The sequence below is a fragment of the Streptomyces sp. NPDC048331 genome (genome assembly GCF_043201215.1).
In the GTDB taxonomy this organism is placed as follows: domain Bacteria; phylum Actinomycetota; class Actinomycetes; order Streptomycetales; family Streptomycetaceae; genus Streptomyces.
In genome coordinates this window covers 44,697-61,049 of sequence record NZ_JBICYT010000024.1, presented here as the reverse complement: position 1 = coordinate 61,049, position 16,353 = coordinate 44,697, and the positions used below count along the sequence as shown (strand labels likewise).

The window sequence follows — 16,353 nt, the reverse complement described above, 5'->3', positions numbered from 1 at the left end:
CCGGGCGGCCGAGGCCGGGCGCCCACCTCCGCGGGCCCACCGGCCCCCGTCCGGGCCCATCCGCCCCACGGTCCCCCCGGTCCCCGTCCGGCGCCGGACATGCCGAAGGGCGGCCACCCCGCCCGGGGGTGACCGCCCATCGTCGTTCTCCGTACTACTGCCGTTCCAAAGACCTGTGCGGCCCTCGGCGCCGGGGCAGGACTTACTTGCCCTTGGCGGCTTCCTTGAGCTTGGAGCCCGCGGAGACCTTCACGCTGTAGCCGGCCGGGATCTGGATGGGGTCGCCGGTCTGCGGGTTGCGCGCGGTGCGAGCGGCACGGTGGGTGCGCTCGAAGGTCAGGAAGCCGGGGATGGTGACCTTCTCGTCGCCCTTGGCGACAATCTCGCCGACGGTCTCGGCGAGCGCGGCCAGAACGGCGTCGGCGTCCTTGCGGGTCACCTCGGCGCGCTCGGACAGAGCGGCCACCAGCTCACTGCGGTTCATGTTGTACTCCCGTGTTCAACTTGCCTTAGAGGCGTGAGATCGAAGCCGATGCTGCCAGGGCCCTAGGACAGTCCCCGGACCCGGGTCTGAACGTCAGACCCTCTCGCCCGGTTACGCATCCTGCCCCCACCAGCGGCGGGAAAGCCAATCCGGCACCCGTCGGGGTCACACGAAAAGCGCCACAGTCACGCAACGGTGACGCTCCGTCCACGCCCTCGCTCACACGCCGCTGCGGACCGCGGACCTCGCGGGCATCCCCGCAACCCTAGAGGCGGCCCGACGGGCCCGCATCTCGCGACGCGCCGGGATCGGAGCGCCGTGAGGGCCGTCACAGCGGGGCTCAGGCCCCCGAGGCCGCCTTGCGGACCGCGCCCGCGACCGCGCCCGCCACCTTGTCGTTGAACACCGAGGGGATGATGTAGTTCGCGTTCAGCTCGTCCTCGCCCACGACGTCCGCCAGCGCGCTCGCGGCGGCCAGCATCATCTCCGTGTTCACGGTGCGGGACTGGGCGTCCAGCAGACCGCGGAACACACCCGGGAAGACCAGCACGTTGTTGATCTGGTTCGGGAAGTCGGAGCGGCCGGTGGCCACCACGGCGGCGGTCTGGCGCGCCACGGCCGGGTCCACCTCGGGGTCCGGGTTCGCGAGCGCGAACACGATCGCACCTTCCGCCATGGCGGCGACGTCCTCGCCGGACAGCACGTTCGGGGCCGAGACACCGATGAACACGTCGGCGCCGACCACGGCCTCCTTCAGCGTGCCCGTGTAGCCCTCGGGGTTGGTGTTGTCGGCGATCCAGCGCAGCGGGGAGTCCGCGGCCGCGTCGACCAGGTCGGGGCGACCCGCGTGCACGACACCGTGGATGTCGGCGCTCACCGCGTTCTTGACGCCCGCCGCGAGGAGCAGCTTGAGGATGGCCGTACCGGCCGCGCCGGCGCCCGACATGACCACCTTGACGTCGCCAACTGCCTTGCCCACCACGCGCAGTGCGTTGGTGAGGGCGGCGAGCACGACGATCGCGGTGCCGTGCTGGTCGTCGTGGAAGACGGGGATGTCGAGGGCCTCGCGCAGGCGGGCCTCGATCTCGAAGCAGCGCGGCGCGGAGATGTCCTCCAGGTTGATGCCCGCGAAGCCGGGGGCGATGGCCTTGACCGCGGCCACGATCTCGTCGGGGTCCTGGGTGTCCAGGCAGATCGGCCAGGCGTCGATGTCGGCGAAGCGCTTGAAGAGGGCCGCCTTGCCCTCCATGACCGGCATGGCGGCCATCGGGCCGATGTTGCCCAGGCCCAGCACGGCGGAGCCGTCCGTCACGACTGCGACGGTGTTGCGCTTGATGGTCAGGCGCCGGGCGTCCTCGGGGTTCTCGGCGATCGCCATGCAGACGCGGGCCACGCCCGGGGTGTAGATCATGGAGAGGTCGTCACGGTTGCGGATGGGGTGCTTGGACGCCATCTCGATCTTGCCGCCGAGGTGCATCAGGAAGGTGCGGTCGGAGACCTTGCCGAGGCTGACGCCCTCGATGCCGCGCAGCTTCTCGACGATCTCGTCCGCGTGCGCGGTGGAGGTCGCGGCGATGGTGACGTCGATCCGGAGCTTCTCGTGGCCGGATGCGGTCACGTCGAGGCCGGTGACGGATCCGCCGGAGGACTCCACGGCGGTGGTGAGCTGGGAGACCGCGGTTCCGCTCGCGGGCACTTCCAGCCGGACCGTCATCGAATACGAGACGCTGGGCGCCGTTGCCATGGCCGTGTTCCTCTTCTGTCCCTGGTTCGCTGTAACACACAGAGCCCCGCTGCACAGCAGGTGCGGCAGGACCTGTTGTCCGATCGTCCCACCTACCAGCCAGTACAAGGTAACCAGCTACAAAATTCGGAAAGACTCTTCCACCATACGAGATACCCCTGGTGTTCGGAATGGTGGGGTCATACGAAACAGGTCCGCGCCCCCCACAGGTGGGGGACGCGGACCTGGTCGTTCATACGTTTGACGACACCGACCCGCCATGCTCGCCTCGCGGCAAGTGGTCGCTCTGAGCGACGAAGGTTGGGCCCGGGGGCTTGGATCGAGTCGGTGCCGTACCCAGGCTAACAAAGGATCGCCGAAAGTGATCCCCCTGCTCGTACCCGTATCCGAGCACCACGCGCGTGGCCGCGGGCCATCCGGCCGTACGAGGCCCTGAGCGGGCCGGGACCCCGGCGATGAACCGCCACCGCCGGGCCGACCCACCGGGCGGCCCCTACGGCAGCAGCAGCTCCGGCACCCCGTCGGCGTCCGGCTTGTCCCGATCGGCCGAGACCACCGTCAGCTGCTGCGTGGCACGGGTCAGTGCCACGTACAGCACCCGCAGGCCCGCCGAGGACTCGTCCGCGATCTCCGCCGGAGAGACCACCACCGTGGCGTCGTACTCCAGACCCTTGGCCTCCAGGCTGCCCAGCGCGACCGCCCGCTCGCCGAGGTCCGCGAGCCAGCCCGCGGCCTCCGCCCGCCGGTCCATCGCCACGACCACGCCGACCGTGCCGTCCACCTGCTCCAGCAGCCGCCGGGTCTCCTCCCGGACCGCGGTGCCCAGATCGCCCGCGGCAGCCGTGAAGCGGGGCTCCAGGCCCGTGGAGCGCACCGCCGACGGCGGCTCCATGCCGGGCATCGCCAGCCGCAGCACCCGGGAGGCGACCTCCGCGACCTCGGCCGGGTTGCGGTAGTTGACCGTCAGGGTGAACCGCCGGCGCGGGCGCGACCCGAGGGCCTCGTCGCGGGCCGCGGCGGCCTCCTCCGGGTCCGTCCAGGAGGACTGCGCCGGGTCGCCGACCACCGTCCAGGTGCCGTGCCGGCCCCGGCGGCCCACCATCCGCCACTGCATCGGCGTCAGGTCCTGGGCCTCGTCCACGATCACGTGCGCGTACTCGGTGCGCTCCGCGGCGAGCCGCTCGGCCCGCTCCCACTGGGTCTCCTCGCGGGTCGGCATCAGCTCCTCCAGCCCGCTGAGCTGGTCGAGCGGGTCCATCTCGCGTCTGCGCCTGGGCCGCGCCGGGGCGCCCAGCAGCAGCTGGAGCTCGTCCAGCAGCGCGACGTCGTGCACCGACAGGGGGCCCTTGCCGTCCAGGCCCACCCGGCGCAGCGAACGGGCCAGCTGGCGGCTCTCGCGCGGGTTGAGGTCCCGGCGCGACCAACGGCCCAGGTGGCGTTCGTCGGCGAGCGCGGCGAGCACCGCGCGCGGGGTCAGCTCGGGCCACCAGGCGTCGAGGAAGCCGATGAAGGCGTCCTCGGTGGAGATGTCCTCGTCGAAGGCGGAGCGCAGTTCGGCGGCCAGCTCCGGGTCGCTGTGCCGGCCGGCGCCGCCGGACTTCGCGTAGAGGGCGTCGAGCAGCAGCTTGCGGGCGCGCGGGCGCAGCAGGTTGACCGGGGCGGTGCCGCTGAGCACGTTCTGCCGGATCCGGTTCAGCTCGTCGGCCTCCAGCTCCTGGCGGCGGCCGAAGGCCACCACGCGCAGCCGGTCGGGGGCGCCGCCGAGCTCCAGGGCGCCCCGTACGGCCTTGCGGAGCACCTTGAGCATCCGGGAGGAGCCCTTGATACGGGCCACGGCCGGGGAGTCGTAGGTGGTCGCCTCCGCGCCGTCGACGAGCGAGCCCAGCGCCCGGATGGCCACTTGACCCTCCTCGCCGAGCGAGGGCAGCACGCCCTCGGTGTACGCGACGAGCAGCGGGGTCGGCGAGACGATCAGGATGCCGCCGGAGTAGCGGCGCCGGTCCTGGTAGAGCAGGTAGGCGGCGCGGTGCAGGGCGACGGCGGTCTTGCCGGTGCCGGGGCCGCCCGCGACCTCGGCCACGGAGGCGGCGGGGGCCCGGATGACCAGGTCCTGCTCGGCCTGGATGGAGGAGACGATGTCGCGCATCGAGTGCGTACGGGCCCGCCCGAGGGCGGCCATCAGGGCGCCGTCGCCGATCGCGGGCAGCTCCTGGCCGTCGATGAACGCGGTGACCTCGGGACGCATCAGGTCGTCCTCGACGCCCAGCACCTTGCGGCCCTTGGAACGGATGACGCGGCGGCGCACGACCCGGCCGGGCTCCTTGGGCGTGGACCGGTAGAAGGGCGCGGCGGCCGGCGCGCGCCAGTCGATGACCAGCGGCGCGTAGTCGGAGTCCAGGACCCCGATCCGGCCGATGTGCAGCGTCTCGGCGATGTCGGCGGTGAGGTCCTCGCGGATCGCGTCGTCGGCGGGCTCCACGGAGGTGTACGCGCCGTCCGCGCCGCGCTCCCCGTCCTTGCCGAGCACCAGGTCGATGCGGCCGAACAGGAAGTCCTCGAACTCGTTGTTCAGCCGATTCAGGTGGATCCCCGCCCGGAAGACCTGGGCGTCACGCTCGGCGAGCGCGCCGGGCGTCCCCACCTGGCCGCGCTTGGCGGCGTCGTTCATGAGGAACTCGGCCTCGTGGATCTTCTCCTCGAGGCGTCGGTACACCTGGTCGAGATGCGTCTGCTCGACCGCGATCTCCCGATCGCGGACGGAATCCGCCGTGCTGTCGACAGCGGCATTCTGCGCGGCCACCAAGGCCCCCTTCTGACGTGCATGGGCGACCGTCAACCGTACGCGAATCGGCCCCCTGTCCGCACGCCCGTTCCGGAACCGGTCTCGCAGGGTGGTACGCCCCGCACCAGGACCCTTACCGGGACCCGGCCGCCAGGACCCGGCGGCGGTGTCGCGCCACGCGCTCGCGGTTCCCGCAGCGCTCGCTGGAACACCATCGGCGCCGGTGGCCGCGGGAGGTGTCCAGGTAGACGCGGGTGCAGCCGTCGCCGGCGCAGGCCCGCAGCAGGGCCCGGTCGCCGGGGTCGGTCAGCAGCTCGACGGCGTCCCGGGCGACGGCCGCGAGCAGCGCGCCGCACTCCACGCCGCCGCACAACTCCCGCACCAGGTGGCCTTCCTGGTCCCGTACGGCGCACACCCCCGGGGGTGGTCCGGCGGCCAGCGCGTTGACCCGGGCGAGGGCGCCCTCGTCGGTGTCGGTGCCGAGCAGTTCCGCCCGTACGAGGGTTTCCACGTCGGCGCGCAGTGATCGGAAGGCCGCGGCCCAGTCGGGCCCCACCCGGGCGAGCGGCGTCCGATCGGGGACCAGACCGGCGCCGGCGAGCCACAGCCGCAGCTCGTCGCCGTCCGGGATCGCCTCGTGCGGGGTGTAAGTGGCCACCAGGTCCAGACAGACCCGCCCGGTATCGAACCGCATGCCGTCAGCCTCCCGTCGTGGGGGTGCCGTACCAGATTGCAGCCCACCGGGTCCCAACGGAAGCCCCCGAACCGGTGGGTCCGCCCGCCCGGGCCATGTCCCTCCGTCCCCGCCGTTCCAGCTTCGCCGGGCCCGTTTCGGCCTTGGCCGGCTCACTCCAGCCTCGCCGGCGTTTGAGGCGCGGGTCCGGGCAGAGCCCGGTGCCCGGCGGAGCCGGGTTCCGGGGGGGGGGGGGGGGGGGGGGCCGCGCGCGGGCCGGCGGCGGCGCCGCCCCCCCCCCCCCCGCCCCCGGGCCCCCCCGGGGGCCCGGGGGCCCCCCCCCCCCCCCCCCCACAACCCCCCGGCGAGGCTGGAAGTGGGCTCCGCGCCTTGAACGCCGGCGAGGCTGGATTTGCCGGACCGAGGCCGGAATGGACCCCGCGCCTCGAACGCCGGCGAGGCGGAATCGGCCGGCCTGGCTAGAGCGGCGGGGGGTTGTCGTGGAGGAGGCGTTGGAAGAGGCGGTGGTCGCGCCAGGCGCCGTTGATGTGGAGGAAGCGCGGCGCGAGGCCGTACTCCTCGAAGCCCGCCTTCGCCAGCACCCGCTGCGAGGCCAGGTTGTCGACCAGGGTGCCCGCCTCCACCCGGTGCAGGCCCAGCTCGTCGCGGGCGACCCGGCAGACCTCCGCCACGGCCGCGGAGGCCACCCCCTTGCCGTGCCAGGCCCGGTCGACCCAGTAGCCCACGCCGCCGCTGCACAGCGGCCCGTACGCGATGGAGCCGAGGTTGATCGCGCCGACGAACGCCCCGGTGGCCGTCTCGACGAACACGTACGGGACGATCCGCCCCGCGTCCCGCTCGGCGAGCACGCCCTCGATCCGCTCCCGCTGACCGGCCTCCGTGTAGAAGGTGTCCGGCCGGACCGGCTCGAAGCGCGCCATGAAGGCCCGGTTCCGCGTGAACGTCTCGGCCAGGCCCGCCGCGTCGGCGAGCGTGACGCCCCTCATCTCGACCCCGTCAACAATGATCATGCCGGCACGCTAGCCGAGGACCCCCCGAGCCGTCACCGCGTCGGCCGGCAGCTCCCCGTACTTGGCCTCGCCGCCCGCGTCCAGCGACAGCCGGTACCCCCGCTTGACCACCGTCTGGATCAGGTTCGGGGCCCCGAGGGCCACCCTCAGCCGGGCCATCGCCGTCTCCACGGCGTGCTCGTCGCGCCCCGCGCCCGGCAGCGCCCGCAGCAGTTCCGCGCGGGAGACCACCCAGCCCGGCCGCCGGGCCAGCGCCCGCAGCAGGGCCATCCCGGCGGGCGGTACGGGCCGCAGCGCGTCGTCCACCAGGACCGCGTGCCCGCGGATCTCCACCCGGCGCCCGGCCACCGGCAGCACCCGCGCCCGGGCCGGCAGCTCCGTGCAGAGCAACTGCACCAGCGGGCCCAGCCGGAACCGTTCCGGCTGGACCGTGTCCACCCCCTCGGCCTGCAGCGGCAGTGCGGTCACCGGCCCGACGCACGCGGCCAGCACCCTGCCCCGCAGCGCGTCCAGCACGGCCTCCCGCAACCCCCGTTCCTCGGCCCGGGACAGCAGCGAGGCCGCCGCCGGCGCGGAGGTGAAGCTGACGGCGTCCACCCCGCCGCCGACGATCGCGTCCAGCAGCCGGTCCAGCGGCGCGAGGTCCTCCGGCGCCATCCACCGGTACACCGGGACCACCACCACCTCGGCCCCGCCGGCCCGCAGCGCCTCGACGAATCCGGGCAGCGGCTCCCCGTGCAACTGGAGCGCGATCCGCCGGCCGGCCACCCCGTCGGCCAACAGTCGTTCCAGGACCTCGGCGAGCGATTCCGAGTCCGGGGACCAGGTCTCGGTGAGCCCGGCGGCCCGGATGGCGCCCTTCACCTTCGGCCCGCGCGCCAGCAGTTCGGCGGCGCGCAGCCGCTCCAGCAGTTCCTCGCCGACGCCCCACCCGTCGGCCGCCTCGATCCACCCCCGGAAGCCGATGGCCGTGGTCGCCACGACCACGTCCGGTGCGCAGCCGATCAGTTCCTTCGTCGCGGCCAGCAGCTCGCTGTCGTCGGCGAGCGGCACGATCCGCAGCGCCGGCGCGTGCAGCACCGCCGCCCCGCGACGGCGCAGCAGCGCGATGAGTTCGTCCGCGCGGCGGGCGGCCGTGACCCCTACGGTGAAGCCCGCGAGCGGGCCGGTGTTCGTGTCGTCCATCGTGACCTGCCTACTGACGCATGTGGGGGCGGTACGGGTGTACCGAGACTGCCAACCCGTCGTGTCGGTCTCGGTTCACCCGTATTTCGCCCCGGTTACACCGACGTGAGCTGCGGTTTCGTCTCGACCCCGACCGTGTGGATCACGGGGGCCACCGGGCGGCGAAGGTATACCGCCCAGGTGACCGCACAGCACAGGGCGTAGAAGACGAGGAAGGTGACGAAGGCCGCCGTGCCGGAGCCGGAGGTGCGGAACGCCTCGCGGAAGACCAGGTTGATGCCGAGACCGCCGAGCGCGCCGACCGCCCCGATCAGTCCCATCGAGGCGCCGGAGAGCCGCCGCCCGTAGGCGGCCGCGCCCTCGCCGCTCATGCCGCGCGCCAGTGCCTTCGCCTGGAAGATGCCCGGGATCATCTTGTACGTCGATCCGTTGCCGAGGCCGCTGAGGACGAACAGGGCCACGAACCCGACGAGGAAGACCGGGAGCGAGGAGCGCTGGGAGGCGAACACGACCACTCCGGTGGCCGCCGCCATCGCCACGAACGTCCCCAGGGTGATCCGGGCCCCGCCGAAGCGGTCCGCGAGCGCGCCGCCCACCGGCCGGATCAGCGATCCGAGCAGCGGTCCCATGAAGGTGAGCGAGGCGGCCTGGAGCGGAGTGCGGCCGAACTGGGTCTGGAGCACCAGGCCGAAGGCGAAGCTGTAGCCGATGAAGGAGCCGAACGTGCCGACGTAGAGGAACGCCATGATCCAGGTGTGGGCGTCCTTCAGGGCCTCGCGGACCGCGCCGGTGTCGTTGCGTACGGGCGCCAGGTTGTCCATCCGTACGGCGGCCAGTACCGCCGCGGTCACGATCAGCGGGAGGTAGGCGGCCAGCAGGTACCGCGGGTGGGTCGCCCCGACGGTCGCGATGACGAGGAGTCCGGCGAGCTGCACCACGGGCACGCCGATGTTGCCGCCGCCGGCGTTCAGACCGAGTGCCCAGCCCTTCTTGCGGAGCGGGAAGAAGGCGTTGATGTTGGTCATGGAGGAGGCGAAGTTGCCGCCGCCTACGCCGGTGAGTGCGGCGACGACCAGGAAGGTCGTGTAGGAGGTACCGGGCTCCATCACCACGATCGCGGCGACCGTCGGCGCGAGCAGCAGCAGGGCGCTGAAGACGGTCCAGTTCCGGCCGCCGAAGCGGGCGACGGCGAAGGTGTAGGGCACCCGGACGAACGCGCCCACGCAGGTCGCGGTCCCGATCAGGAAGAACTTCCCGGCGGGGTCGATCCCGTAGGCCGGGCCCATGAAGAGGACCATCACGGACCACAGGGACCAGATGGAGAACCCGATGTGCTCGGAGAAGACGGAGTAGAGGAGGTTGCGGCGGGCGGTCCGCTCCCCGGTCTCCTTCCAGAAGGTCTCGTCCTCGGGGTCCCACCGCTCGATCCAGCGGCCTCCCCTGCGCGGTGCGGTCGTACCGGTCATCACACGCCTCCACAGCTCTCGCGTCCGTGGAACGACCGTAGGAACGGCGCGTTTCCGCCCCGGTCCCCGCCGGATGACCGCCGGGAAACCTTGCTCTCACCCGCCGTCGCGGGCACCTGTGAGCGCGCCGGGGCGCCAGCTCGCCGGAGGCACGTCCAGCCAGCCGCGTTCGCCGCCGAGGCCGGCCACGGCCCGGTGCAGCGCTTCGAGTCCGGGGTGGCCGAAACCCTTGCGCCAGACCATGGACAGCGGGGACAGCGGTACGGGGTCGACCAGCGGCCGCTTCACGGACCCGGGCATGTCGACGAAGTCGACGGTCACCAGCACCGGGTTACCGGTCTTGGCCATGACCCGGCGGAACTCGTCCTTGCCGATGGCCACCGGAGCGGGCGGAGCCATCAGGATGCCCCGCCCGGCGAACAGCTCGCGCGCGAGTCCGGTCCACTCCACCGTCCGCGGGTTCCCGGCGCCCGCGTACACGGTCTCCCCGGCCAGCGCGTCCAGCGGTACGGTCGCCCGCCGGGCCAGCGGGTGCCCCTCGGGCAGCAGTACGGCGAGCGGCTCGTAGCGCACGGGCCGGTGCGCGATGCGCGAGCGCCACACCGGGTCCAGTCCGTCGGCGTACCCGAAGGACACGTCGAGGCGGCCGGCGGCGACCTCGGCGGCGGCGTGGGTCAGTCCGCTCTCCCAGCGGGCCATCAGTTCGCAGTCCGGGGCCAGCTCCCGGGCCCGCTCCAGCACGGTGCGCGCGGTGCTCGGCCCGTCGGTGTTCAGGTCGACGAGGAGCGGCCGGGGCGCGGCGAAGGCGGCGGCGACCTCCTCGTGCGCGGCCAGCACCCGCCGGGCGAGCGGCAGCAGTCGTTCCCCGTCGGGGGTGGGTTCGACGGCTCGGGTCGTCCGGACGAACAGCGTGGTGCCGAGGGCCTCTTCGAGCCGCCGTACGTCCCGGCTCAGCGCCTGCTGGGCGACGTACAGGCGGGCGGCGGCGCGGGTGAAGTGCAACTCCTCGGCCACGGCGACGAACCCGCGCAGCAGCCGGGGATCCACATCACGGGGCATCACCCCCGGAGACTAACAACAGATCGGCGTGAATGGCCCTCCAACAGGTGTTGGACGCTCCCCCCGGGCCCGGCGGAGGGTGGGGGTCATGCCCCTCATGGCCGTCACCGGCAACACCCTCGTCCTCGCCGCCCCGCCCTCCCCCGCCCGTGCTCCCCGCGCCCCTCGCGGCCCGCTGGCCCCCTACCGGCGGCTGTTCGCGCTGCCCGGCACGCGCGGCTTCACCGCCGGAAACCTGCTCGCCCGGCTCCCCATGGGCATGTTCGGGGTCAGCGCGGTCATGATGATCGCCGGCCAGCGCGGCTCGTACGCCCTCGCCGGCGCTGTCACGGCGACCGGCCTGGCCGCCACGGCGCTGGTCGCGCCGTGGACCGCCCGGCTGATCGACCGGCACGGCCAGGCCCGGATCGCCGTCCCGGCCACCGTGATCGCCGTGCTCGGCTCGCTGTCCCTGATCGTGTGCGTCCGTACCGGGGCCCCGGCCTGGACCCTCTTCGCCTCGTACGCCGCGACCGCCACCACCCCCAACATCGGCGGCATGTCCCGGGCCCGCTGGACCCATCTGCTGCGGGGGTCCCCGGGCGCGCACCACACCGCGATGTCCTTCGAGCAGGCCGCCGACGAGCTCTGCTTCATGCTCGGCCCGGTCCTGGCGGCCTTCCTCTGCTCAGTGGTCCTCCCAGAGGCCGGCACCCTCGCCGCGGCCGTCCTGCTGCTGACCGGCATGCTGGTCTTCACCTCCTGCCGCGCCACCCAACCCCCGGTGACGGCGGGTCCCCGGCAGGGGTCGCCGCTGCGGGCCCTGGGGCCGCTGCTGCCCCTCTTCCTCGCCACGGGGGTGGTCTTCGGCTCGATGGAGATCGCCTCGATCGCCCACCTCGACGACCTGGGACTGGGCGCGGCCTCGGGCCCGGTGCTGGCCCTCCAGGCGGCGGGCTCCTGCGCGGCCGGCCTGCTCTACGGCACCCTGCGGCCGCGCGGCCTGCGCACCTGCCTGATCGCCATGGCCGCCGCGATGGCCCTGCCCTGGGCGGCGGCGGCCACGGGCTCGCTGCTCCCGCTGGCCTGCGCGCTGCTGCTGGCGGGCATGGCCACGGCCCCGACGATGGTGACGGCGATGTCCCGGGTCCACGCGCGCACCCCGGAGGGCCGCCTCAACGAGGGCATGACCCTCGCGGTCACCGCCATCTTCGCGGGCATCTCCCTGGGCGCGGCGACGGCCGGCACCCTGGTCGACCACCTGGGGCCGGCGACGGCCTACGCCCTCCCGGCGGCGGCAGCCCTCCTCGCACTCGCAGCCCCGAAGGTCGTACCGGTTTCCGGTACGAGAGACGTACCATAAATTCGTACGAGTAGGCCGGAGAGAGGAGCGCACCATGTCCATAAGCGCCAGCGAAGCCAGGGCGACCCTGTTCCCGCTGATCGAGCGTGTCAACACCGACCACGCCCCGGTGCGCATCACCTCCAAGAACGGTGACGCGGTCCTCATGTCCGCCGACGACTACGACTCCTGGCAGGAGACGGTCTACCTCCTGCGCTCCCCTGCCAACGCCCAACGGTTGATGGAGGCCGTCGCACGCGACCGCGAGGGCGCGTCCACGGTCGTGAGGACTCTGGACGAGTTGAGGGAGCTGGCCGGGGGCGAGGAGTGAGGAGCGTTCACTTCGACCCCGCCGCCTGGGAGGACTTCCTTTTCTGGCTCGCGTCGGACCGGAAGATGGCCCGCCGGATCACTCGCCTGATCGGCGAGATCCAGCGGGACCCGTTCACCGGCATCGGCAAGCCCGAGCCGTTGAAGGGCGAGTTGACGGGCTACTGGTCCCGCCGTATCGACGACGAGCACCGCCTCGTCTACCGGGCCGACGACAAGGAAGTGAAGGTCCTCAAGGCCCGCTACCGCTACTGACACATGACAAAGGCCCCGCAGCCGAGAGGCCGCGGGGCCTTTGCCCACATGGGATGAGTGGAGATGGCGGGAATCGAACCCGCGTCCAACGGTGCAGAAGCAGGGCTTCTCCGAGCGCAGTCCGCTGCGCTTTTCTCGGCCCCGGAGATCACACGGACAAGTCTCCGACGGGCTCAGTCACTGTTTGATTTCCCTCCAACCCCCGTGACCGGGGCTAGAGGTTTAGATCCCTAATTGACGCCAGGATCCGGACCGGGACCACTTCCGGGCTGACGCTCCTCACAGAGGCTTCAGCTCACTGTTATTAGGCAGCGAGGGTGAAGCGGGAGTTATCGCTCTTGGAGTTGGCGATTATTGTTTGCGACATGTGGTTAGCGAGATCATTGCCGCTTCCTCGGCTCGCTTCCCCTGCATCGACATCCGCTGTCGAAACCGATCATCCCCATGTTGTTTTTTCAAGCTGCGCCGACCCCTGGGGGGCGGTGCTGACGCCATGGTACGCGAAGTGGACCACCGCGTGCCAGGTGATTAAACCGTGCCGCGCTGCTTGCGACGGATCGCCGAGATCGTCCGGTTCGTCTCGCGGGTGTCCTGCTTCTCGCGCATGGTCTGCCGCTTGTCGTACTCCTTCTTGCCCTTGGCCAGCGCGATCTCGACCTTCGCCCGACCGTCCTTGAAGTACAGCGACAGGGGCACGACCGTGTGGCCCGCCTCGTCCGCCTTGCGCTCCAGCTTGTCGATCTCCTCGCGGTGCATGAGGAGCTTGCGCTTGCGCCGGGCGCTGTGGTTGGTCCAGGTGCCCTGGCTGTACTCCGGCACGTGCACGTTGTAGAGCCAGGCCTCCCCGCTCTCCACCGACACGAAGCCGTCCACCAGCGAGGCCCGGCCCTGGCGCATGGACTTGACCTCGGTACCCGTGAGCACGAGACCGCACTCGTAGGTGTCGAGGATCGCGTAGTCGTGACGCGCCTTCTTGTTCTGGGCGATCAGCTTGCGCCCTTTTTCCTTAGCCATAGTGCGGTCATTTTCGCACTACGGACCCACCCCGAGGCCACCCAATACCGTGACCGCCCGCTCCTCGACCCGCTCCCCCGCCGGCACGTCCGGGGTGATGCCGTCGCCGTCCAGGCTGCGGCCCGTCGGCGTGCGGTACGTGCCCACCGTCAGCTCGGCCACCGAACCGTCCGGGAGTTCGGTCGGCATCTGCACCGAGCCCTTGCCGAAGGTGCGGCTGCCCACGGCCACCGCCCGGCCCCGGTCCTGGAGGGCGCCCGTCACCAGTTCGGCCGCGCTCATCGTGCCGCCGTCGACCAGGGCCACCAGCGGCCGGGTGGTGTCCCCGCCCTTCGCCGCGTACAGGACCCGCTGGTCGCCCCGTACGTCGTAGGTGGCCACGAGCCCGCCGTCCAGGAAGGCGGAGGCGGCGGTGACCGCCTCGGTGACCAGCCCGCCCGGGTTGCCGCGCAGGTCGAGGACGACCCCCTCGCCGGGCGGGGCCGCGCGGACGGCCGCCTTGACGCGGTCGCCGGAACCACGGGTGAAGGAGGCGACCTTGATGACCGTGACCCCGTCCGGGCGCCGGCGCACGGTCACCGGCTCGGTGCGCAACTGCTCGCGGCGCACGGTCTCGGTGAGGTCGGCGCCGTCCCGGCTCAGGTTCAGCACGACGGGGGTGCCGGCGTCACCCCGCAGCAGGGCGACCACGTCGGTCACGGCCAGGCCCGTCACGGCGTGCCCGTCGACGCTCAGCAGCCGGTCCCCGGCGCGCAGCCCGGCCCGGGCGGCGGGGCTGCCGGGCTGGACCCGGTCGACCTCGATCATGCCGTCGGCGGCCTTCCCGGCCCACACCCCGACGCCGGTCCAGCTGCCGTCGAGGCCCTCGGCGAAGGCGGCGTACTCGCCCTGGTCGTAGACGGTGCCCCAGCGGTCCCCGCTGCGGCTGACGACCTCCTGGGCCGCCTTCTTCCCGGACTTCCCCTCGGCGACGGCCTCGGCGACGGCCCGGGCGACCGCGTCCCGGTCGGCGGTGCCCACCTCGCGCGGGCTCTCGGCCGCGGGGGCGCCCGTGAAGACCGCCGCGGCCGTGGCGCCCTCGTCGCGGTCCCAGCAGCCGGTGTACGCACCGGCGCCGACGGCGGCGAGGAAGGCCATCGTCAGAACGGCCCCGCGACGCAGGTCGCGGGGCCGGAGACAGACGGCGGGAATACTCGGCAAGCCCAGCATGGCGCCGAGTCTAGGACAAGCCCCGCGCCGGTACGGGTGGTTGACCGGACCGCTCACGGGGCGCTTGTCACACCTTCAGGTACTTGCGCAGGGCGATGAAGGCGGCCATGGAGGGCATCAAGAGGCCGATGAAGAGTACGTACGGGAGCTTGGCCAGCACCGATCCCCAGCCCATGAAGTCGATGAGCTGGATCTTGTCCCGCAGTCCGACGCCGTGGTCGATCACGAAGTACTGGCCGGACATCAGCATGGCGCAGGCGAAGAGCGCGCCGATGAGGCCGGCGACGGCCGCCTCCATGATGAAAGGGACCTGGATGTAGAAGCTGGAGGCACCCACCAGCCGCATGATCCCCGTCTCACGCCGTCGGCTGAACGCCGATACGCGCACGGTGTTGACGATCAGCAGCAGCGCCACGATCAGCATGATCAGCATGATGGCGAGCGCGGCGATGTTCAGGTAGTTGAGGATCCGGAAGAGGTCGTCGATGGCCTGGCGCTGGTCGTCGACGGTGTGGATGCCGTCACGGCCGACGAAGGCGGAGGTGACGACCTTGTACTTCTCCGGGTCCTTCAGCTTGACGCGGAAGGACTCCTGCATCTGGTCGGGCGTGATGGAGGAGGCGAGCGCCGTGTTCCCGAACCGCTCCTGGTAGTGCTTGTACGCCTCGTCCGCCGACTCGTAGGCGACGGACTTCACCAGGGACATCTGCTTGAGCTCGGCCTGGATCTGCTTCTTCTGCTCCTCGGTCACCGCGCCCTTGGCGCAGGTGGTGACGCCCGTGGAGCCGCCCCCCGACCCGTCGGCCTTCTTGGTCGCGGCCTCGCTCGCCTCCACGGCGTCCTGCTTGTTGCAGAGGTAGATCGAGACGTTGGCCTTGTCGTACCAGTAGCCCTTCATCTTGCTCACCTGCTCGCTCATGAGCATGGAGCCGCCGAACAGGGCCAGCGAGAGGCCCACCGAGATGATGACCGCGAAGGTCATGGTGAGATTGCGACGGAGACCGACGCCGATCTCCGACATGACGAACTGGGCGCGCATTGCGTCTCAGGGACCTTTCAGTGCTGGTAGCCGTAGACGCCGCGCGACTGGTCGCGCACGAGTCGGCCCTGTTCGAGTTCGATGACGCGCTTGCGCATCTGGTCGACGATCTGCTGGTCGTGGGTGGCCATGATCACCGTGGTGCCGGTCCGGTTGATCCGGTCCAGCAGCTTCATGATCCCGACCGAGGTCTGGGGGTCGAGGTTGCCGGTGGGCTCGTCCGCGATCAACAGGGCGGGGCGGTTGACGAAGGCGCGGGCGATGGCCACGCGCTGCTGCTCACCGCCGGAGAGCTCGCCCGGCATCCGCTCCTCCTTCCCGCCCAGACCCACGAGTTCGAGGACCTGCGGGACGGCCTTGCGGATCTCGCCGCGCGGCTTGCCGATGACCTCCTGGGCGAAGGCCACGTTCTCGGCCACCGTCTTGTTGGGCAGCAGGCGGAAGTCCTGGAAGACGGTCCCCAGCTGGCGCCGCATCTGCGGAACCTTCCAGTTGGAGAGCTTGGCGAGGTCCTTGCCCAGGACGTGCACCTGGCCGTGGCTCGCCCGCTCCTCGCGCAGGATGAGCCGCAGGAAGGTGGACTTGCCGGAGCCGGAGGAGCCGACCAGGAAGACGAACTCGCCCTTCGCGATGTCGAGGGAGACTTCCCTGAGTGCGGGACGGCTCTGCTTCGGGTAGGACTTGGAGACACTGTCGAATCGGATCACGGGTGCACCACGGTCGCCGGGAGTAGGTGTGCGTGACCATACGCGAACGGGCGC

15 protein-coding genes and 1 other RNA gene are annotated in these 16,353 nt (G+C 71.9%); 3 read left to right on the top strand and 13 right to left on the bottom strand.

The window, feature by feature from the left end; all coding sequences use genetic code 11:
- Positions 1 to 202 precede the first annotated feature (202 nt).
- The 8 genes from ACGFYY_RS29255 to ACGFYY_RS29220 form a co-directional block, all read right to left on the bottom strand.
- The gene (locus ACGFYY_RS29255; RefSeq protein ID WP_007264399.1) at positions 203 to 484 is read right to left on the bottom strand and encodes an HU family DNA-binding protein; all 282 of its coding nucleotides are present in this window, start codon (positions 482 to 484) and stop codon (positions 203 to 205) included.
- Positions 485 to 824: 340 nt separating this feature from the next.
- Positions 825 to 2,228, bottom strand: a complete 1,404-nt coding sequence (locus tag ACGFYY_RS29250) for an NAD-dependent malic enzyme (protein WP_033224466.1) — start codon at positions 2,226 to 2,228, stop codon at positions 825 to 827.
- Positions 2,229 to 2,721: 493 nt separating this feature from the next.
- Entirely contained in the window at positions 2,722 to 5,028 is a 2,307-nt protein-coding gene (locus ACGFYY_RS29245) for a HelD family protein (RefSeq protein WP_393713900.1), read from the bottom strand.
- A 115-nt stretch (positions 5,029 to 5,143) separates the two neighbouring features.
- Complete coding sequence (locus tag ACGFYY_RS29240) at positions 5,144 to 5,704, bottom strand: CGNR zinc finger domain-containing protein (protein ID WP_393713898.1); 561 nt, start codon at positions 5,702 to 5,704, stop codon at positions 5,144 to 5,146.
- A gap of 458 nt (positions 5,705 to 6,162) precedes the next feature.
- Positions 6,163 to 6,714, bottom strand: coding sequence for a GNAT family N-acetyltransferase (locus ACGFYY_RS29235; protein ID WP_393713896.1), 552 nt, complete (start codon positions 6,712 to 6,714; stop codon positions 6,163 to 6,165).
- A gap of 9 nt (positions 6,715 to 6,723) precedes the next feature.
- Complete coding sequence (locus ACGFYY_RS29230) at positions 6,724 to 7,899, bottom strand: uroporphyrinogen-III synthase (protein ID WP_393713894.1); 1,176 nt, start codon at positions 7,897 to 7,899, stop codon at positions 6,724 to 6,726.
- Positions 7,900 to 7,994: 95 nt separating this feature from the next.
- Positions 7,995 to 9,365: a nitrate/nitrite transporter gene (locus ACGFYY_RS29225; protein WP_393713892.1), complete on the bottom strand. Its 1,371-nt coding sequence runs from the start codon at positions 9,363 to 9,365 to the stop codon at positions 7,995 to 7,997.
- Between the two features lie 96 nt (positions 9,366 to 9,461).
- Positions 9,462 to 10,424, bottom strand: a complete 963-nt coding sequence (locus tag ACGFYY_RS29220) for a LysR family transcriptional regulator (RefSeq protein ID WP_393713890.1) — start codon at positions 10,422 to 10,424, stop codon at positions 9,462 to 9,464.
- Between the two features lie 97 nt (positions 10,425 to 10,521).
- Here ACGFYY_RS29220 and ACGFYY_RS29215 point away from each other — a divergent pair, with 97 nt between their 5' ends.
- Genes ACGFYY_RS29215 through ACGFYY_RS29205 form a run of 3 tightly spaced genes read left to right on the top strand, consistent with a single transcriptional unit; the run spans position 10,522 to position 12,330 of the window.
- Complete coding sequence (locus ACGFYY_RS29215; RefSeq protein WP_393713983.1) at positions 10,522 to 11,766, top strand: MFS transporter; 1,245 nt, start codon at positions 10,522 to 10,524, stop codon at positions 11,764 to 11,766.
- Positions 11,767 to 11,800: 34 nt separating this feature from the next.
- Entirely contained in the window at positions 11,801 to 12,076 is a 276-nt protein-coding gene (locus ACGFYY_RS29210; protein WP_352043685.1) for a type II toxin-antitoxin system prevent-host-death family antitoxin, read from the top strand.
- The gene (locus ACGFYY_RS29205; protein ID WP_393713887.1) at positions 12,073 to 12,330 is read left to right on the top strand and encodes a Txe/YoeB family addiction module toxin; all 258 of its coding nucleotides are present in this window, start codon (positions 12,073 to 12,075) and stop codon (positions 12,328 to 12,330) included. Before ACGFYY_RS29210 ends, ACGFYY_RS29205 begins: the two co-directional genes overlap by 4 nt.
- A 55-nt stretch (positions 12,331 to 12,385) precedes the next feature.
- On the opposite strand, the gene ssrA is transcribed toward ACGFYY_RS29205, so the two are convergent.
- The 5 genes from ssrA to ftsE form a co-directional block, all read right to left on the bottom strand.
- Positions 12,386 to 12,774: a transfer-messenger RNA gene (gene ssrA / locus ACGFYY_RS29200) on the bottom strand.
- Between the two features lie 84 nt (positions 12,775 to 12,858).
- Positions 12,859 to 13,344, bottom strand: coding sequence for an SsrA-binding protein SmpB (smpB, locus tag ACGFYY_RS29195; protein WP_030774276.1), 486 nt, complete (start codon positions 13,342 to 13,344; stop codon positions 12,859 to 12,861).
- Between the two features lie 18 nt (positions 13,345 to 13,362).
- Positions 13,363 to 14,553: a S41 family peptidase gene (locus tag ACGFYY_RS29190; protein WP_393713884.1), complete on the bottom strand. Its 1,191-nt coding sequence runs from the start codon at positions 14,551 to 14,553 to the stop codon at positions 13,363 to 13,365.
- Positions 14,554 to 14,620: 67 nt separating this feature from the next.
- The gene (gene ftsX, locus ACGFYY_RS29185) at positions 14,621 to 15,592 is read right to left on the bottom strand and encodes a permease-like cell division protein FtsX (RefSeq protein ID WP_365268990.1); all 972 of its coding nucleotides are present in this window, start codon (positions 15,590 to 15,592) and stop codon (positions 14,621 to 14,623) included.
- Positions 15,593 to 15,609: 17 nt separating this feature from the next.
- A complete protein-coding gene (ftsE, locus tag ACGFYY_RS29180) occupies positions 15,610 to 16,299 on the bottom strand; it encodes a cell division ATP-binding protein FtsE (RefSeq protein WP_030011324.1) in 690 nt (229 codons plus the stop codon).
- Positions 16,300 to 16,353 lie beyond the last annotated feature (54 nt).